This is a genomic window from Paraburkholderia sediminicola (assembly GCF_046026855.1).
Lineage (GTDB): Bacteria > Pseudomonadota > Gammaproteobacteria > Burkholderiales > Burkholderiaceae > Paraburkholderia > Paraburkholderia sediminicola_A.
The window spans coordinates 1-18,655 of the sequence record NZ_JAQQET010000005.1; the positions used below are offsets into that span (position 1 = coordinate 1).

Annotated in this window: 17 protein-coding genes and 1 pseudogene; 6 read left to right on the forward strand and 12 right to left on the reverse strand. The window is 61.9% G+C overall.

The window, feature by feature from the left end; all coding sequences use genetic code 11:
- Positions 1-187 precede the first annotated feature (187 nt).
- Positions 188-1,117 carry a LysR family transcriptional regulator gene (locus tag PQR40_RS06820; protein ID WP_408228447.1) on the forward strand — a complete coding sequence of 310 codons (930 nt, stop codon included), beginning with the start codon at positions 188-190 and terminating at the stop codon, positions 1,115-1,117.
- A gap of 123 nt (positions 1,118-1,240) precedes the next feature.
- The gene (folE, locus tag PQR40_RS06825) at positions 1,241-1,879 is read left to right on the forward strand and encodes a GTP cyclohydrolase I FolE (RefSeq protein WP_408228450.1); all 639 of its coding nucleotides are present in this window, start codon (positions 1,241-1,243) and stop codon (positions 1,877-1,879) included.
- Between the two features lie 185 nt (positions 1,880-2,064).
- Here folE and PQR40_RS06830 read toward each other — a convergent pair whose 3' ends face one another.
- Positions 2,065-2,970 carry a DMT family transporter gene (locus tag PQR40_RS06830; protein ID WP_408337096.1) on the reverse strand — a complete coding sequence of 302 codons (906 nt, stop codon included), beginning with the start codon at positions 2,968-2,970 and terminating at the stop codon, positions 2,065-2,067.
- A gap of 234 nt (positions 2,971-3,204) precedes the next feature.
- Here PQR40_RS06830 and PQR40_RS06835 point away from each other — a divergent pair, with 234 nt between their 5' ends.
- Entirely contained in the window at positions 3,205-4,242 is a 1,038-nt protein-coding gene (locus PQR40_RS06835; protein WP_408337094.1) for a VTT domain-containing protein, read from the forward strand.
- Positions 4,243-4,327: 85 nt separating this feature from the next.
- Here PQR40_RS06835 and PQR40_RS06840 read toward each other — a convergent pair.
- Together PQR40_RS06840 and PQR40_RS06845 are read right to left on the reverse strand one after the other, a co-directional pair.
- Positions 4,328-4,551, reverse strand: a pseudogene (locus tag PQR40_RS06840) (diguanylate cyclase); the annotation flags it as partial.
- 81 nt (positions 4,552-4,632) lie between these two features.
- Complete coding sequence (locus PQR40_RS06845; protein WP_408228459.1) at positions 4,633-5,502, reverse strand: CHAD domain-containing protein; 870 nt, start codon at positions 5,500-5,502, stop codon at positions 4,633-4,635.
- A gap of 174 nt (positions 5,503-5,676) precedes the next feature.
- On the opposite strand from PQR40_RS06845, the gene PQR40_RS06850 reads away from it, so the two are divergent.
- Complete coding sequence (locus PQR40_RS06850) at positions 5,677-7,263, forward strand: inorganic phosphate transporter (RefSeq protein ID WP_408228462.1); 1,587 nt, start codon at positions 5,677-5,679, stop codon at positions 7,261-7,263.
- A gap of 103 nt (positions 7,264-7,366) precedes the next feature.
- Here PQR40_RS06850 and ppk2 read toward each other — a convergent pair whose 3' ends face one another.
- Together ppk2 and PQR40_RS06860 are read right to left on the reverse strand one after the other, a co-directional pair.
- Positions 7,367-8,293 carry a polyphosphate kinase 2 gene (gene ppk2, locus PQR40_RS06855; RefSeq protein ID WP_408228465.1) on the reverse strand — a complete coding sequence of 309 codons (927 nt, stop codon included), beginning with the start codon at positions 8,291-8,293 and terminating at the stop codon, positions 7,367-7,369.
- Positions 8,294-8,484: 191 nt separating this feature from the next.
- Complete coding sequence (locus tag PQR40_RS06860) at positions 8,485-8,895, reverse strand: VOC family protein (RefSeq protein ID WP_408390247.1); 411 nt, start codon at positions 8,893-8,895, stop codon at positions 8,485-8,487.
- Positions 8,896-9,149: 254 nt separating this feature from the next.
- On the opposite strand from PQR40_RS06860, the gene PQR40_RS06865 reads away from it, so the two are divergent.
- On the forward strand, positions 9,150-10,196 hold the full coding sequence (locus tag PQR40_RS06865) for a S1C family serine protease (protein ID WP_408337090.1): 1,047 nt from the start codon (positions 9,150-9,152) through the stop codon (positions 10,194-10,196).
- A gap of 190 nt (positions 10,197-10,386) precedes the next feature.
- Here PQR40_RS06865 and ggt read toward each other — a convergent pair whose 3' ends face one another.
- The 6 genes from ggt to PQR40_RS06895 form a co-directional block, all read right to left on the reverse strand.
- Complete coding sequence (gene ggt / locus PQR40_RS06870) at positions 10,387-12,120, reverse strand: gamma-glutamyltransferase (protein WP_408390250.1); 1,734 nt, start codon at positions 12,118-12,120, stop codon at positions 10,387-10,389.
- 232 nt (positions 12,121-12,352) lie between these two features.
- Positions 12,353-13,756 (reverse strand): MFS transporter, encoded by a 1,404-nt coding sequence (locus PQR40_RS06875; RefSeq protein WP_408228566.1) that lies wholly within the window; start codon positions 13,754-13,756, stop codon positions 12,353-12,355.
- A gap of 272 nt (positions 13,757-14,028) precedes the next feature.
- The gene (locus tag PQR40_RS06880) at positions 14,029-14,793 is read right to left on the reverse strand and encodes a phosphocholine cytidylyltransferase family protein (RefSeq protein WP_408228477.1); all 765 of its coding nucleotides are present in this window, start codon (positions 14,791-14,793) and stop codon (positions 14,029-14,031) included.
- A gap of 27 nt (positions 14,794-14,820) precedes the next feature.
- Complete coding sequence (locus tag PQR40_RS06885; RefSeq protein WP_408228480.1) at positions 14,821-15,840, reverse strand: flippase-like domain-containing protein; 1,020 nt, start codon at positions 15,838-15,840, stop codon at positions 14,821-14,823.
- Positions 15,837-16,667: a HalD/BesD family halogenase gene (locus PQR40_RS06890; RefSeq protein ID WP_408390252.1), complete on the reverse strand. Its 831-nt coding sequence runs from the start codon at positions 16,665-16,667 to the stop codon at positions 15,837-15,839. Before PQR40_RS06890 ends, PQR40_RS06885 begins: the two co-directional genes overlap by 4 nt.
- Positions 16,664-17,359, reverse strand: a complete 696-nt coding sequence (locus PQR40_RS06895; RefSeq protein WP_408390255.1) for a CDP-alcohol phosphatidyltransferase family protein — start codon at positions 17,357-17,359, stop codon at positions 16,664-16,666. The genes PQR40_RS06890 and PQR40_RS06895 overlap by 4 nt, the downstream gene beginning before the upstream one ends.
- 240 nt (positions 17,360-17,599) lie before the next feature.
- On the opposite strand from PQR40_RS06895, the gene PQR40_RS06900 reads away from it, so the two are divergent.
- Entirely contained in the window at positions 17,600-18,034 is a 435-nt protein-coding gene (locus PQR40_RS06900; protein ID WP_408228569.1) for a hypothetical protein, read from the forward strand.
- A 236-nt stretch (positions 18,035-18,270) separates the two neighbouring features.
- On the opposite strand, the gene PQR40_RS39110 is transcribed toward PQR40_RS06900, so the two are convergent.
- On the reverse strand, positions 18,271-18,636 hold the full coding sequence (locus PQR40_RS39110) for a YjaZ family protein (RefSeq protein WP_494478196.1): 366 nt from the start codon (positions 18,634-18,636) through the stop codon (positions 18,271-18,273).
- Positions 18,637-18,655 lie beyond the last annotated feature (19 nt).

An 18,655-nucleotide genomic window follows, 5' to 3' on the forward strand; every position in this document is an offset into this window, starting at 1 on the left:
GCCCCGCACAGGGGCGAACGCTAATAAACCAATAACAAAACAAGGAAAGGCCAACGCCACAAAAACACAGACAAACAGGCACCGCACAGGCAAAAAAACCACTATCCCAAACAAAGATTATTAAACTACCCTCTATCCATATACGAAATACCCAAACCCCAAAGCGCCGCAGGCAAAAAACCCCAGCATGCCCGACTCAAACCTGGATCTAAACCTGATCCCCTACCTGGTAGCAATGGAAGACACCCGCAACGTCAGCCGCGCAGCGGAGCAACTAGGCGTCAGCCAACCCCGCGTGAGCACCGCGCTAGGCCGCCTGCGGGAATACTTCGACGATCCGCTCTTCGTTCGAACCTCGAAAGGCATGGAACCCACGCCTCGCGCGCTCGCCATCCTCCCCGCCGCCCGCGACGCGCTCCTGCGTATCGAGAAAGGCATGCTCGACGTGCAGGACTTCGATCCGGCCACCAGCACCCATACTTTCTCCATCGCACTCTCCGACGTCGGCGAAATCGTCTTCCTGCCACGGCTCCTGCAACTTTTCGCCGAACGCGCGCCGCATGCGAATCTGCGCTCAGTGTCGCTCTCGCCTTCGCACGTGGAACGTGGACTCGAATCGGGCGACGTCGATCTCGCCGTGGGTTATTTCCCCGATCTGTCGGGCAATAACTTCTTCCAGCAACGGCTCTTCACCCATCGATTCATCTGTCTGATGCGCACCGGACACCCCCTTTCGAAGGCGCCGCTCACCCTGCCTCAGTACGTGGCGTCGGGCCATGCAGTGGTGCGTGCCGAGGGACGCAGCCAGGAAGTCCTCGAACATTACCTGGAAAAGAAACGGATCAAGCGCCGCGCCGTACTCGAAACGCCGCACTTCATGAGTCTGCCGTTCATCCTCGCGCGCACCGATCTGCTCGCGACGGTGCCGCACGCAATCGGCTTCGCGTACGTTTCAGAGCATGCGTCGATCACGCTGGTCGAGCCGCCGCTGCCGTTGCCGCGCTTCGATCTGCGGCAGCACTGGCATCGCAAGTTTCATAACGATCCGCGGGCAAGCTGGCTGCGCAGCATCGTCGCCGAGCTCTTCAACGACGATATGGATGAATGGCCGAAGTGAGCTCATGCCCCAGCCGCAAAAGGGGCATCGACACGATTCGACGCAAAACATGGAACAATGGCCTCACTCATTGACCCCGCGCGCTCCGTTTAGCGTCGACGCGCGATCCCGGAGGAGCGACGGATGGCCAGCAGCAAAGCAAAGAAAACCAAACCCGCGGCCGCAGCAGACCGCCCCAGCCGCGACGAAGCGGAAGCAGCGGTACGCGTGCTGCTGCGTTGGGCCGGCGACAATCCCGAGCGCGAAGGCCTGCTCGATACGCCGGCGCGCGTGGTGCGCTCGTATGAAGAGTTCTTCGCGGGTTATCAGGTCGACCCGCGCGAGATCCTCGCCCGCACCTTCTCCGAAGTGGACGGCTATGACGAAATGATCGTGCTGAAAGATATCCGCTTCGAAAGCTACTGCGAGCATCACATGGTGCCGATCATCGGGCGGGCGCACGTTGCGTACCTTCCTCAGCACCGCGTGGTCGGCATTTCGAAGCTGGCGCGCCTCGTTGATGCGTTCGCCAAGCGTCTGCAGATCCAGGAAAAGATGACGGTGCAGATCGCCGATACGTTGAACGAAGTGCTGCAACCGGCAGGCGTCGGCGTGATTCTCGAAGCCGCGCATCAATGCATGTCGACCCGAGGCGTACACAAGGCCGGCGTCACGATGGTCACCTCCCGCATGCTCGGCACGTTCCGCACCGATCCGTCGACGCGGCGCGAGTTTTTGTCGATCGTGGGCAATCCGGGTGTGGTGGCGGTCGCCAATACCTGAATAGCGATGCGGTCGCGCCGTGGATCAAGCTGCGGCGCGGGATGCCAATTCATGTCTACTTTGGCCCGCATGACGGCCTCTGGGCCAGGCTGCTGCTTTGCTTCCTCTCAGGTTGGACTTCATGTCACGGCTTCGAACCATGGGCCGGGAAGCACGACCCGAAGGCCTACCTCCCGGCCACCACCTCAGGCCGTGCTACGCACAGTACGCATCTGCCCGAAGGTCGCCAGCAACACTGCACCCAGCACGCACGCGACACCCGCCAGTTGCGCCGCACTCACGGGTTCCCGCAACACGACAGCGGCTAACGCCACCGCACTCACCGGCACGAGCGCGGTCATGAGTCCGGCCTCCGCGCCGCTGATGCGCGCAGCGCCCGCATACCAGAGAACAAAGCCCGCCACGGTCGGCACGAGCGCGTAATAAAGCACGCCGTTCAGGGCAGCTGCATTGAACGGCACACGCCAGGGCCTTTCGAAGCATGCCGGCACGATCGCCACCGCGAAACCAATGCCGCACATCAACGCCGACAGCGGCAGCGGCGCGACCGGCGTGTGCAACTTGCGATTAAGCAGAATGAAGAGTGCCTCGCAGACGATCGCCGCGAACACCAGGGCGTTACCTGCCAGCGAACTGGCCGCATGAGGCGCGGTGAAATCATCGATACGCACGGTACACACCAGCACGCCCAAGGTGGCGAGGACGATCGCTCCGATCAACGCGGGCGCGGGGCGCTCACCCAGCGCGAGCATGGCGACCACGGCCGACACAGCCGGCAGGGTGCCGGCAATCACGCCGGCATCGGCGGCCGATGCGAGCTTCATACCGCTGATGAGCAACACCGTATAACCGACGCTGCCCGCCCCCGCCTGGGCGATCACGAGCCACGTATCGTGTCTATCGAGACGTGGCCAGCGCACGCCACGCCAGCGCATCACCAGCACAAACAGGGGAAACGCGATGGCAAAACGCAATGCGGTCGCGCTGAACGGCGGCAATCCGGTTGCGATCGATTTGCTGACGACTACCGTACTGCCGACCCCGATCATCGCCAGCGCGCAAAACACGTATCCGACATATCGTGAATTCATGCTGCTGTCCTATTCCTTTGAAGAAGCAGGCAGATTAGACGTGGAGAACGCGCGCGGTCTTGAACGAAATTGCAGAGAACAGGCCTGCCTACGAATCGCGGCGCAGCGTCGGCTTCACGAAATACGGGCGCGAATCCGGCTTACGGTCAGGTGAGGCCGGCTGGCACTGCGACCAGGTTCATCGAGTATCCTGATTGAAATAGAACCCCATCCGTCATAACAGGAGTTCCGCAATTGGTAGAGTTTCCGTCGTCGGCAGTTTCAACCTGGGGCGGCGCAGTCGTTTTTCTCAACGTCCTGTTGACACGCCTCGGCTTGCCGATCCCCGCGGTCCCCATGCTGCTCTTCGCGGGCTCGGCAATTGCCGCCGGCACACTGTCTTTCTGGCCGGTCCTGTTCGCCGCCGTGCTCGGTGCACTCATCGGCGACGGTACATGGTTCGCCGCCGGCCGCATCTACGGCCGCAAACTGATCGCCGCCCTGGGCCGGATCTCCCCGGCGATCGATTCCAGGGTCGACAAGGCGCGCTCGCTATTCGAGCGCTTCGGCGTGCCGCTCGTGTCGATCTCGAAGTTCGTCCCTGGACTGGGGCTCATCACGCCGCCGCTCATGGGCACGACCGCCGTGGATGCCCGCATCTATGCTGTATGGGACCTCGGCGGCGCGCTGGCGTGGGCCACCTTCTGGCTGCTCGGCGGCGCCGCAGCGGAAAGGCAGTTGCATATGCTGCTTGCCTTCGTCAAAGCACGCGGCGGCACGGTAATCGACATCCTGCTGGCTGCGGCGTTGGCCTATCTGCTATATCACCTGCAGCAGCGCCGCCGCGAACGACGCCGTTTAGCGCATGCCGCCTCCGCGACTGCGTCGCAAGCAACATCCGGCGGATGGCGCGGCATCGCGCCGCCCAAGGTCCTGGATGCCCGCCCACCCCCATCGGTTGATGGCGCGCTGCGCCCTATTCCCGGCGCGCTGACGCTCGACCCGCGCTCGCCTGAACAGATCGATGGAGCGCTACTCGTCTATGACAGGGTGATTTACTGCATTTGCCCGGACAGCGCGACCGCCGTCGAGATCACGCAGCGGATGCGCCTGAACGGCTACACGCGGATTCGCGCACTGAGGGGCGGCCTCGACGCCTGGCAAAGACGCGGGTTTCCCGTCGAACCGCTAGCGCCGGCAGACCAATTCACTACCGGCAAACACACGCCGGAACCCTACGACGAAACACGCGATGCGGTGACCCTGCGCGGTTTTGCCCCCCGGCGCAGCTAAAGCATCTGGACAAGCCGCTGAGTGAACGCCCGGCCTGGCGCCGGAACGTCATCACAAGCAAGGCGTTGTCATCACACGCTACGGTTCACGGCGACGAATCCTGCACCATCGAACGTCCGGTCCACATCGCCGAGTTGACCCGGTTACGCCCTGCCGCCTTGGCCGCGTATAGCTGCCGGTCGGCAGCGGCCAGCAGATCGAGCGCCTTCGCGCCTTGCGGCGAATCTTCTCCGCGAGGTGGAGCGCGCCCTCCGCCATTGTGTCCGGCAAGATAACAGCAAACTCCTCGCCGCCACTCTTCGTCGAGACGGCTGTCGAGCACACCGGACGCACTGCCGGCGTGCTGATGCGAGCCGCTTCGTTCTAACGTGCAGCCGCCCTCAGGCCGCCTCAGAGTTTGCGCAGCAGTCCCGCCGCCGCGCGCATCCGCCGTTTGCGCTCCTTCCTGAGCCAGTCGAGCGCTGCATCGGCGTCGCCGGATCCGGCCAGCAGACCCGTATTGTCGCGCAGCAGCATCTCGCTCGCGACAACATCGTTCAGCGTACCGAAACGCTTTTGAATCTGCTTCAACCGCTTCTGGGTACGTTTGCGATTACCGTGGAGAACCGGTTCGAAAAACTCGAGCAGGTAGCGCAATTTCTTGCCCGCCTTTCTGACATCGTGAAACGCGGCGTAATTGGAACGCTTCGCGTGAGACGCGCGTTTTATACGCTTTTTCAGCGAACGTTCGGAAACGGCCACACGCTTATCGACGAATTTTTGCAGCGGCACGCGCTCATGCGCCGTATTCAATTCCTTTTTGGCGCTGGTCAGGGCGTCTTGCAGCAGATGTTTGACGTCCGCGTTCGACAGCGTTTCACGGCTCGTTGCCAATGCGCCGCCACGTGCCTCCTGGAGCCTAGGCGCCGTATCGTGCGCCACACGCTCGTCCTGGGTAATCAGTTCGATCAGAATGTCCCAATCGCGCGTCTTGCCGGCTGCCGTCGCGAGATATTTATACAGCGCCCGTTGGCGCGTATTCTCGCCTTTGTCCAGCAAGGGTTCGAACGCCCACCACAATGAGCGCAACCGCCGCAGCGATACGCGCAGTTTGTGCAGCGCTTCGGGCGACGCATCTTCCCGCACCGCACTGGCGTGTTCGATGGCGTCGTCGACAAGGGGCGCCGCGTACGATGCAAAGGCCGACTCCGCCGAAGGTGCTGCCCCGGCCGGCTTGCTATTCACAGCCTGTTTGCCGATTTTCCGGCTCGCTTGCTTCATCGGACGTCCTTCAAGGCCGTTTATGTCAGCCTAGCAAAAAAAGGCCTGGTGAGTATCCGCTGGTTATCCCATCGCGAACACCCGTCACGCATAGCCGTCACGCCATTGTCATCATTACGACACGCAGCCCCCGCAGGATCAGTAGCTCCGCGACAAACTTTTGGGGCTCACGTCATGCCGGAACTTTCGTACCCGCAACCGGGCACTGCAAGTGGAAAGGGGCGCAATATCGGCCTCATCATCTTCCTCGTTGTGATTGCGATCGGTGCTGCTTATTGCGCCATGCATCTGGCGGACGATTTACAACCGGTGCGCGAAGCATCGTTTTTGCCTTACCTGCTACTCGGCGTTGCGCTCCTGATCGCGCTCGGCTTCGAATTCGTCAATGGCTTTCATGACACGGCCAACGCCGTCGCCACCGTGATCTACACGCATTCGCTGGCGCCGAACATTGCGGTGGTCTGGTCCGGCGCATGGAATTTCCTCGGTGTGCTTACTTCGACCGGCGCGGTCGCGTTCGGCATTCTGCAGCTGTTGCCTGTTGAGTTGATTCTGCAAGTGGGTAGTAGCGCGGGCTTTGCGATGGTCTTCGCATTGTTGATCGCGGCCATTATCTGGAATCTGGGCACCTGGTATTTCGGACTGCCGTCATCGAGCTCGCATACGTTGATCGGCTCGATCATCGGCGTCGGTCTGATGAATCAGCTGATCCACGGATCAAGCGGCACAAGCGGCGTGGACTGGGGTCAGGCGCTCGGCGTGGGCAAGTCCTTACTGTTTTCGCCGCTGGTCGGCTTTCTCGCCGCCGGTTTGCTGCTGCTGATCCTCAAGGCCGTGGTGCGCGTTCCCGCGTTGTATGCGGAGCCGAAGGGCAAGGAGCCGCCGCCGTTCTGGATTCGCAGCCTGCTGATTCTGACCTGCACGGGTGTTTCGTTCGCGCACGGTTCGAACGACGGGCAGAAAGGCATGGGCCTCATCATGCTGATCCTGATCGGTACGGTGCCGACGGCATATGCGCTGAATAAGGCGGTTACGCCGGCTGAAACGCAGACCTTCCTCGCGGTGGCGCAGCAGGCTTCGACAACGCTCGCCAGGTACACCCAGGGCACGACGCCGTCCACGAATCCGCGCGCCGATGTCGAAGCGTACGTGCGTACGCGTCAGTTGACGCCCACCACGTTACCGGCCTTGCAGGAATTGACGACTCAGATCGGCAACCAGGTCAGCGAGTCGGGATCGATGGCTGCGGTGCCGCAAAACATCGTCGATAACGTGCGCAACAACATGTATGTTGCGTCCGAAGCAATTCGTCTGATGGAGAAGAGCAAACAACCCGCCTTCTCGCCACAAGACGCCAAAGCGATCGACAACTTCAAGGCGCAAACCGATCACGCCACCAAATTTATCCCGACGTGGGTCAAGGTCGCAGTTGCTATCGCTCTGGGTCTCGGCACGATGGTCGGATGGAAGCGGATTGTCGTCACAGTCGGCGAAAAGATCGGCAAACAGCACCTGACCTATGGACAGGGCGCGTCGGCTGAAATGGTGGCGATGCTGACGATCGGCGCGGCCGACATGTATGGCTTGCCGGTCTCGACGACACACGTGCTGTCGTCAGGCGTGGCCGGCGCCATGGCTGCCAACGGCTCCGGCTTGCAATGGGCCACCGTGCGTAGTCTGATTCTCGCCTGGGTGCTGACGCTGCCGGTTTCGATCGCGCTGGCCGCAGGTCTGTACTGGGTGTTCCGGATGGTGTTCTAAGACTGCTGAAACCGCTGGTGCCGGGTGCAAGTGCGGCCAACAGCGAACGTAAAAAAGCGCGGTCTTTGCCGCGCTTTTTTCATTCCGCCTAGCCGAAACCCGATCAGTAAATTTCGGGCACGATCATCGACGCCGGCACCGCCTGGCGGCTATATTCGTCGTGATAGACCCGCGCGGGCAACTCGACACGCGAATGCTCGATCTCGTGATACGGCACCTGGCCCAGCAGATGGTGAATGCAATTCAGGCGCGCACGTTTCTTGTCGACCGCCTGCACGACCCACCACGGCGCCTCGGGTATGTGCGAGCGTTGCAGCATGACTTCTTTCGCCTGCGTATAGGCTTCCCAGCGGCGCCGGCTTTCCAGATCCATCGGACTCAGCTTCCACTGCTTCAGCGGATCATGAATGCGGTTCTGAAAGCGGATCTCCTGTTCTTCGTCGGTGATCGAAAACCAGTATTTGAGAATCTGCACGCCGCTTCGCGCCAGCATCTTTTCGAATTCCGGCACCGAGCGGAAAAACTCCTCGTACTCGTCGTCGCTGCAAAAATTCATCACGCGTTCAACACCCGCGCGGTTGTACCAGCTGCGGTCGAATAGCACCATTTCGCCGCCGGCCGGCAGATGCGACACGTAACGCTGGAAATACCATTGCGTGCGTTCGCGGTTGTTCGGCGCCGGCAATGCCGCCACGCGGCATACGCGCGGATTGAGCCGCTGCGTGATGCGTTTGATCGCGCCGCCCTTGCCGGCCGCGTCGCGCCCTTCGAAAATCACCACGAGACGATGGCCGGTCTGCACGATCCAGTCCTGCAGTTTGACGAGCTCGCCCTGCAACCGGAACAGCTCGCGGAAGTACATCTTGCGCGCCTCGCGATGCTCAGGTGTGAAACCCTCCGCGCCGTCGATGATGCGGTCGTCGACCTCCATTTCGAGTTCCTCGTCGTACGCGTCGATGAGGTCTTCCTCGAAACGGCGTTGCCGTTCTGCCATGACTTCGGCCTCCGGTCTCGGATCCAGCTCTTTCATTGCGACTCTCCTGGCAACGGAAATGGTTAGGCGCGCGGCACATACGCGTCGCGAACGCGTTCGATTATCGAAGCGCGAAGTGTCAGCCGTGTTACCAGCGCGGCAACCGCGCTGTGGAGCGATGGGCGCGCCCTTGCGGCCTGCGCGCCTTTGAAGGTCCATGATAGCGAGTTTTGCGCCGCCGGCTGCCGCTAACGCAACGGCCTCGCGAAGCTGAGTTCGTGGCCGTCAGGATCGGTGATGTGGAAATAGCGCTCGCCCCACGGCGCATCGGATGGTTCGAGCGACGGCTTCAAACCCGCCGCCAGCGCCTTCCGGTAGAGCGCGTCGACATCCGAGACATAGATGATCACGCGGCCCCACCAGTTGACTGGCGCGCGGGTATCGACGATCAGATTCAGATACGAACCGCCGAATGCGAACGACGTAAACGCTTCCTGCGAGCCGCCGAACTTCTTTGGAAAACCGAGCGTCTCGTAAAACAGCACCGCGCGCGGCATATCGCGGGTGGCGAGCGTGATGGCGCTGAGGGACTCGATGTGCGGTTCGGCCGGTGTACCCGGCGAAGTGGACGCTGTGGCTGACGTGGCTGCTGAGTTCATGGCGGCGGTCTCCCTGATATGGCGGCACCTGACGGCGGTTGCATAGCGTGTGCCCGGGTGTTGCGGGTGGGGACGTGGGCGTGAACGCCGGTCCAGGCATTGGCCGGCGTCCCTGCCGGGCAACGACCCAAGCGTTCGCATGGCCTGGCACGGGAAAGTGTCTCATAGGCCGCGTCTGCGCACCCTGCCCCGCCCGCACTTGAAAACCCTCCCTCCGCCCCGCATCTGGATTCCCGTTTATCCGGAGCATCGCCATGGGAAGCCGTCCGCGCTTCATCGATGACCTGTCGCGCGCCGCATCCGACGCCCCCGGGTCCGATCCACTCAACGCTCTATCCGACGACGCCCTGCTCGACGCCTATTCCCGCACCGTGATCGGCGCGCTGGAACGTGTTCAGCAGGCGGTCGCCTTCATTTCCGTCGAACACCGGCTGCCCGGCGCCCCCTCCGGGCCCAATAGCCGCGGCGCGCGCGGCGGCACTGGCTCGGGTTTTCTGTTCACGCCCGACGGCTATTTGCTCACCAACAGCCACGTCGTGCACGGCGCCACGCACATCAAGGTGACGCTCGCCGACGGCGCGAAATTCGACGCCGATCTGGTCGGCGACGATCCCGGCAGCGATCTCGCCGTCCTGCGCATCGGCTCGCCGGAGCCGTTGCCGCACGTCGAACTCGGCGAATCGTCGAAGCTGCGGGTGGGCCAGATTGCGATCGCGGTCGGCAATCCGCTCGGCCTCGCGCAAACGGTGACGACGGGCGTGGTCTCGGCGCTTGGGCGCTCGCTGCGCTCGAATTCGGGCCGCATGATCTACGACGTGATCCAGACGGATGCCGCGCTCAATCCCGGCAATTCGGGCGGCCCGCTGATCAATTCGGCCGGTCAGGTGATCGGTGTGAATACCGCGATCATTCCCGGCGCCCAGGCGATCTGTTTCGCCACCGCGATCGATACGGCCAAGTGGGTCATCATGCAGATCTTCTCGTACGGCCGCGTGCGGCGCGCGTACATCGGCGTGGCCGGCACCACGAGGCCGTTGTCACGTCGCGTGCAGCGCTATTTCGCGCTGAACTCGGAGAGCGGCGTGCACGTGATGGAAATCGTCAAAGGCAGCCCGGCGGCGCTCGGCGGTCTGCGAACTGACGACACGATCGTCGCGATCGACGCGCTTGCGGTGCAAGACGTCGATGGCCTGCAACGCACGCTCGACGCATCGCGTATCGACAAGCCGGTCAGCGTGACCGTGTTGCGTGGCGCGCAACGGCTCGAATTGACCTTGACGCCGGTCGAGCAGACTAGCTGATTCGTCAGCCAGCCTGCGGGGGACGAAGGCTTCACGTTCAATCGAGCTCCGGGATAAAAAGCCTCTCACACTATCAATCTCGTGAATAAAAAAGCCTCGCGCTCAATGGAGCGCGAGGCTTTTTTTTTGCATGCGACACATCCGCAAAGATGTGCCGCTCAGATACACCCGACCGAGTTAAATCAAACCATCACTGAATCACCCGCGTCACACCACGGCCGCGCGGATCGGCTGCGGCTTCCGGCGTATCGCCATTGACCTTGATCGCCTGGATGTCGCCGCTGAAATCCTGCCCCTTCAGCACGTAGCCCTTGGCTTCGATCTGCTTGGCGAGCTCGCCGTCGATTGGCTTGTACGGCTCCCAGAAGATCGTGTTCGGCGGTAACAACTGGTGATGGAAGCGCATCGCGCCGACGGCTTCCTGCAACGGCATGTTGAAGTCGTAGATGTTGTTGATCACCTGGAAGATCGACGTGAAGATGCGCGAGCCGCCCGGCGTGCCGATCACAAGCGACACCTTGCCGTCCTTCGTCAGAATCGTCGGGCTCATCGACGACAACGGGCGCTTCTTCGGTTCGATCGAATTCGCGTCGCTGCCCACCACCCCGAACATGTTCGCGACGCCCGGCTTCGCGGAGAAGTCGTCCATCTCGTCGTTCAGCACGATGCCCGTGCGATCCGCCACCACACCCGAGCCGAAGTAACCGTTGATGGTGTACGTGTTCGACACCGCGTTACCCCACTTGTCGATCACGGAGAAGTGCGTGGTTTCCGCTTTCTCCGGCATTGTCGTGCCCAGACCCGGCTGCACGCTCTTTGTATCCGACGGCGTAGTCGGGTTCACTTCAGCGGCACGCTTGGCGATGTAGGCGTCGTCGGTCAGTTGTGCGACCGGCACCTTGTAGAAGTCCGGATCGCCGAGATACTGCGCACGATCGGCGAACACACGCTTCTCGATTTCAGCGATCAGGTGCACGTACTGCGCGGAATTAAGCGCGACGTCCTTGAAGTCGGGCGCAATGTCAGCCTTCATCTTCAGCAACTGCACGAGCCCGATACCGCCCGAGCTCGGGGGCGGCGCGGTAATCACGCGATAGCCGTTCCAGTCCGCCTGGATCGGCTGACGCCACACGGCCTTGTACTGCTGCAAGTCAGCCTTCGTAATCAGGCCGTGGCCGCGCATGGACGCCGCGATCAGATCAGCCGTCTTGCCCGAGTAGAAGTCTTTCGCACCCTGATCCGAAATGCGCTGCAGCACAGCGGCGAGATCCGGTTGCTTGAAGTTGACACCCTGCTTCAGATTGCCGAAGTAGGTGTCGAAGTTAGTCTTGCCGTCAAAGTCTTTCGCGGCGTCGTCGCGACGCTGCTGCAATTGCTCGCTGACTTCAAAACCGTCACGTGCGTAGTGAATTGCCGGTGCGAGCACCTGCTTCCATTTGAGCTTGCCGAAGCGGCGCTGCGCTTGCCACATCCCGTCGACGGTGCCCGGCACACCCACCGCGCGATAACCGAACAGGCTCATGCCTTTGATGACCTCGCCCTTGTCGTCGAGATACATGTTCTTGGTGGCGGCCAGCGGCGCGCGCTCGCGATAGTCGAGGAAGTACGGCTTGCCGTCGACATAGAGCGTCATGAAACCACCGCCGCCGATATTGCCCGCTTCCGGATACGTCACGGCAAGCGTGAAGGCGATCGCAACGGCTGCATCGACAGCGTTGCCGCCTTCCTTGAAGATCTGCTCGGCGGCGTCCGCGCTGTACTTGTCAGCAACCGCGATAGCGGAAGCAGTGAGAACGGCCGGTTGCGCCTTGGCAGGCGCTTTGGCGAAGGCCGGTGTGGCTTCGAGAAAGCCTGTTGAAACGGTGACGAGCGCGACCAGCGCAAGTCCGCTAGCGGACAATTTGGCGTTGTGAAGCAACTTCATTGGATATCCCCCAAGACGACTCTTTCATCTCACGATAACAAAAGCTGCCCCCGGCTTATAACATGCCGGTCCGGCATTTGCGAAGCTGTTGCACGCATGTGGTGCATGCTGCGGCACACAAAAACAGTGTCATTCAATAACGCTGAATGTCAGCGATCGATCCCATCCGAAGCGGCATCGATCGCGGTAAACAAAGCGCGCCGCAAGCCAGAACGCGCCCCAGACTCAACACTCATGCGCGCCCACGATTGCCACGCGCGATCTCATCGCCCGCGCCTTGCGGCAAACGCGCGGTCACCGGAATCGACAGGAACGAGAACAGGCCGACCACCACAAACGCCGGCCAGAAGTCGGAGAACACAATGGCCGAATGACCCTGCACGTTATGCGAGATTTGCAACACGATGCCCCCGATCGTTACACCGAGTCCCAACGAAATCTGCTGGATCACGCTCGCAACGCTCGTCGCGCGGCCGACGTCGCGGCTCGGAATATCCGCATACGCCAAGGTATTCAACGAGGTGAACTGCAACGACGGGAAGAAGCCGCCGAACAGCACGACGCACCAGATCAGCCAATGTGGCGTACCGGGGAAGAACAGACCGTAGACCGCAATAGCCAGGCCCGCGCAGCCCGCATTGAACATGAGCACCGAGCGGAAACCGAAACGCCCGAGTATGCGTGACGCAGCCGCCTTCATGAAGAGCGAGCCGAACGCGGACGCGCAGGTGATCGCCCCCGACTTGAACGCCGTCATGCCCAGTCCTTCCTGCAACGCAAGCGGCAACAGAAACGGCACCGCGCCGAGGCCGATGCGAAACAGCGAGCCGCCAATCACGCTCGCGTGAAAACTCGGGATGCGCAACAGCCGCAAATCGAGCACCGGCAATTCGACACGGTTCGCGTACAGCACATACATCACCAGCAGCACCACGCCGATCACGCACATGCTGACCGATACCGTGTTCGAGACCAGTTCGCCGCCTACCAGCGAGAGTCCCAGCATGAACAGCGACGCCCCGCTCGCCGACAACGCGAAGCCAGTCCAGTCGAGCCGACCGGGATGCGCTTCGCGCACATTGGCGATGTGCTTGTTCGCGAGCCAGATGCCCAGCAGGCCAATCGGAATATTGATGAAGAAAATCAGACGCCAGTGCAGATACGTCGTGATGAAGCCGCCGAGCGGTGGCCCGACTACCGGCCCGAGCAACGCAGGCACGGTCAGATAGTTGACCGCGCGAATGAAGTCCGACTTCGGCACCGAGCGAAAAATGATGATGCGGCCCACCGGTACCATCATCGCGCCGCCGATCCCCTGCACGAAGCGCGCAACCACGAATGTGCCGAGCGAAGTGGAGGCGGCGCACATCAGCGAGCCGGCGATGAAGATGCCGATTGCCGTGCGAAACACCGTGCGCGAACCGAAGCGGTCGGCGACCCAGCCACAAATCGGAATGAAGACGCCGAGGCCGATGACGTACGCCGTCACGGCAAGCTTGAGGGTGATGGGATCCTGGCCGAGATCGCGTGCCAGAACTGGCAGCGACGTCACGATGACCGTGCCGTCCACGTTTTCCATGAACATCGCACACGCGACGATCAGCGGAACAATGAAAGTGCCTAAAGCGAGAGGCATTGGCATAACGACGGGTTGCAAAGCCGCCGGTGTAAAGCTGCGATTATGGCATCGCATCGACAACAGATGTTGTTGCGCGAGGTCTTTTTGTACTCGTGTCAATGGTGCGCCGCGACCTGAAGCCCGTTGGTTGAGTGCACAACGAAGCGGAAAGGCCTACGAAAAACAGGAGTGGAAACAACAAGAAAAGCGCAGGGAAAAGCGACGCGACGGTGAGCCGGCGTAGAGCCGGCTCACCATGCAATACAGCAGCAAAAATGCAGAAAGAAGACTTAACGCGACGCGCTGACCAGCGGTTGCAGCTGCGGCAGAATCTCGGTGCTCGCGCGAGCGACGTCGTTCGGGAAGTCGATCTCGATCCACGGCGAGCCGGTCACGTCGGCGGTATCGAACACCTGGCTGCGCTCCAGCAGCAAGTCGCGCACCGCTTCTTCGTGTGGCATGTTGGCACGGCCGCTATCCACGTAGCCCGCGACGATCTCCGTGAAACGTTGCGCGGTTTCCTGGCGGAAGCGGAAGAAGCCGACCGATTCACCGATGGTGTCGTACTCGAGATTGACGGCGAGCTGCTTGCGCAATTCGACCGGCACGCCGTCTTTCAGACACAGCTTGACGGGTTCGTCGCCGGCTTCGAAATCACGGTCGATCAACAGACGGTTGACCGTTTCGCCCGCCACCAGTGCGCTCAGAATGCGCTCGTCGTAAAGCACGTCGGCGTCCATCAGCAACACGTCGTCGCCGCGCGTCAACGCCTCGGCCACCGTGTGCACCGTCAGCACGCTGCCCAGGTCGTAGCGCGGGTTCAGCACGGTTTCCACCTTATGCGGCCAGTTGATCCGTTCCAGTTCCGCCTGCACCGATTCCGGCTGAAAGCCGAGCGCCAGCACGACGTCGGTCACACCGGCGGTTTCAAGCATCTGCAGATGCCGTTCGAGCAGGCTCATGCCGTCGAACTGCAACAGGCACTTCGGGAACTGTGCCTGCGGCGGTTGCTGGAGACGCAGGCCGAGGCCCGCTGCGAGGATAATGGCACGCATGCGCAGTCCTTTGAAAAAATACGGAGATTAATCGGCAACCGGCACGCGCGCCGTGGCGCGCCGCCGTTGCCAGCTTCGTTCGCTGAAGTGCAAAACCAGTAGCCCCGGCAAACCTAACAGGATTTCACGTGCGCGCTTGGCGAGCGACAACGCCAGCGCCGCATCCGGCGGCAAGCCCACGAGCGGCGCGAGCAGCAGATAACCACCTTCCTGCACGCCGAGCGAGCCCGGGATCATGAAGGCTGCGCCGCGAATCGCCTGCCCGAGACTTTCGAGCAGGAGTGCATCGACCCAGTCGACCGGATGACCGAGAAAGCGCAGCGCGAGCCACACTTCGACCGTGCCGACGATCCAGCCCGCCAGACTCAGCGCGAAGCTCACCGCGACGCGGCCACGCTCGCGGTACATCGCCTGCACGGCGGCGTCGACGGCTTCGGCGCGCGTGGTGAGCGACGACCAGTCGCGCTTGCCGAACACCTTCGACACTACACCCAGCAGACGACTGAACAGGCCACGCCGCTGTGCATAGTAAAAGCCCACGATCATCGCGCCCAGCACGCCGGTGGCGATCAACGTGGCGGTTCGCAGGTCGTGAAGCGCGCCGTGCGCGGCGTAGGCGCCGAACAGCAGCAGCCCAAGCAGGGCGAAGATGATTTGCGCAAGGGCCTGCGCAGTCGTGCTGACGGTGATCGCGGCAGCCGCGTCGCGCATACGCATGCCGCGCTGGGACAGTTGCCGCACCATCACCACGGGCCCGCCGATCTGGCCGGCCGGCAAAAGGCTGTTCACCGATTCGCCGATCCAGCGCGCGAACAGCGCGTCGCGCAGCGTCACATCGTGATGCACGTTGTCGCGATGGCGTTGGAACAGCACCGAGATCGCGCCGGCGTCGAGCACCAGCGGCACGAGGTGGAACGCCGCGACGAGCGCGAGCCCCCAACCTGCCGCAGCCAGCGCCGAGGCAACCGAGCCGAAACCCTGCCACGCGAGCAGACCGACAAACAGCGCCGTCCCGATCGACAGCAGAATCAGGGCCGCGCGTGTCATGCGTGGTCCTTGCCGCGCCTCGTCATCTGACGGAAGACCTGGCGGAAACCGAAGTACGCGATCGCGTCCTTCATGTTCGAGATGAAACGCCGCCACGGCCGCATGTTCGGGTCGGTGACGTATTCAAAGGTGAGCGACACGCGCATTTCGTTCACGGCAGCCGGCGTGATGCGATGGCGCAGCTTGTCGCCGTCGAAGAACACCAGACCGCCCGGCGGGATCTGCACCGAACCAGGCTGATCCGGCACGTCCGGATTGCGCGTATGCAATTCGTAATCAAGGCGGCACGACGATTCGTCTATCACGCCGAGCAGCAGCGTGTAGCGGCGGCCGTCATAGTACGAAGTATCGTAGTGCCAGCCGATGTGGTCGCCGGCGCGGGTGTAGTAATACAGCGCGTACGCGTGCGGGTCGTCCATGGGTGAGACTTGCAGCTTGTCGCCGCTCAGCCGCTCGAGCCAGCCGATCAGTTCCTTCGAGCGATACAACTCGGCGATGAACGGTGCAAGGCGGTCGATCGTATGGCGGCTTACGCTGCCGCCCTGCTTGTGGCCCGGCAGATAGTTGCGGTTCACTTCGTCGAGGAGGCCCCGCGCGCTCTGGACGAGCTGGGCGGTGACCTCGGGCGCGAGGAAATCTTCCAGATACAGGAACGCGCCCTGATCGGTGAAATCTTTGGACAGACGCGGGGTGTCGAATGTACGCGTGCGGCTCTCAACCGCGCGATCGGCATTCGGCGCGGGCGTAGCCGACATGGCCGGCAACGAGGCCGGCGAACTTTCAACTGAGATTGGTGCGATCACGTCGTCTTCGGCGTGCATACTCATTCGCTGGCCCACATTTGACTGGTTTCAGACCCCTTGGCGGGAGCAACCGCCGACTGTGCGGCGCGGCGCGAAACGCGCCAGTAATCGATCACCACCCAGGCGGCAAAGAGCGGCGCGCCGATCGACGCGACCACGACGAACGGCATGACAACGCTCGTCAGCGTGACAATGGGTAGCAGATACAACACGTCTTCTGTTTCGAAACCGCCAACTGACGCCTGCTTTGTGCCCGCCTTGCCCGCCATATCCTCAATCCGCATGCGCAGGAAGAAAATCAGCGCGACAGCCACACCTGCCACGGCACCCAGCCAGCCGGGTGCAACTTTCAATGCGCCAACATGGGTGGTACCGACACCCATGCCGACGAATAACATAACGGTTACGAGTGCGTCGCAAGCCAGATCGTAAAAGTGACCGATCCGGCTCGACTTTCCGCCGATGCGCGCGAGTTCACCGTCCGTGTGGTCGACGAAGTTCGACAGCACGATCAGAAGGGCGCCCGCATTGGCCCAGGCAAACCCGCCGTGCGCGAGGCACAGCGCGCCAGCCACGCCAATCAGCAGGCGCAGCGTGGTCAGATGGTTCGGCGTGACCCAGGTATTGACGAGCGGCGTAACCAGACGGCGGGCGAGCCTCGCATCCCATGTTCTGGGGGACGGAACGTTGGTTGGAATTGATGGTCGCGAATTCATAACCCGGAAATATATACGGGATCGCAAAAGCGTGCTTCGTTCCTTAACGTTTTCTTAAGGACTCTTTGTCGCCACTGCGGGCCAGGCGCCGCGCAAGATATGCCGAATCACGTTAAAGTGCGAATCCAGTTGCGCCTGTCACGCCAGATCGCCTCGATGCGCAACGTCTTTCGGGTCGCGACATATCGCCGCCGCCCGTTGCGAACACACTACATCGAACGCGGGCCGCCATTCACGTATATGAAACGCTTCTTTTCGTCTGTACTCCTTGCGCTGGCCGCCGCCGCGCTACCGCTCAACAGCCATGCTGCCGCCCTCGACGCACCGCTCGCCTGCAATGAGAGCGGTCATCAGTTCATTGCCGATCTCGCACAGCAGCAGATGATCGATCCCAAGCCGACGCGCGTCGAAAGCAACTCGATCAATGCATTTTCGCCGGCGTCCGGCGCCGACCTGACCGCGTTCGGCTTTCACGTTTTCGCGGTGGTCGGCTACGAAAAAGACGACCCCATGTTTCGCGTCGGAGACGGTGAGCCGGTGGCCCGTTCGGCCTATGGAGTCGTGGTGTTTGGCGGTGAGTCCAAAGTGCAGAATGCGATTGCCGAAGCCGGCAGCACGGCGATCGTCCATCGGGTGGCGCCGCTCGTGACCGCGATTTTCTGCAAACGGAGTTGAGGCGGCGGGTGGCTGCGAGGCCCCTGGAATGGCCGATTGGGAGATAGAAGCGGGACGTCTTACGCGTTATAATCGCTGCAGATGGATTTTCCGGGGCCCGCAAGGGCGTCTATCTGCCTCCTGGTCAAACAGGGTCCAGCCGTGCTGGTTACGTCGGGTCATACCGATCAAGCGCACCCGCGAAGTTATGAGGCCCCCACGTGGGGCCTCACCTGTTTCTGGTGCATGGTTTCCAATTAAGAGCGGTTGAGGTTCGGATCGCGGATCGACTCGCCCCTCAGTATTTTTGCCGCCATCACACGCAACCGCACGATGCTCCGCCGATTGCGTGGGATTCCCACCCTCCCCTTGCTGACGTCGCGTACATAGGCGCTCTCGATCACCAGCCGCAACGCGCTCGCTCCCGCCCAACGCAGGCGGAAAAACACTTCGTATTCGACCGGCTCACCGCGATGCGTGACGTCTTCAATCACGAGCCAGTTCGAATGACCCGTGAAGTAACAACGCCGCTCCCCTAACTGCGCCACGATCGCGGGCAGACGAAACGACCAGTGATACCTGTCGAAGCAAAATGCGCGAGCGATATGCCGATGGTCGAGAATTTTGCGCTCATCGCCCCAC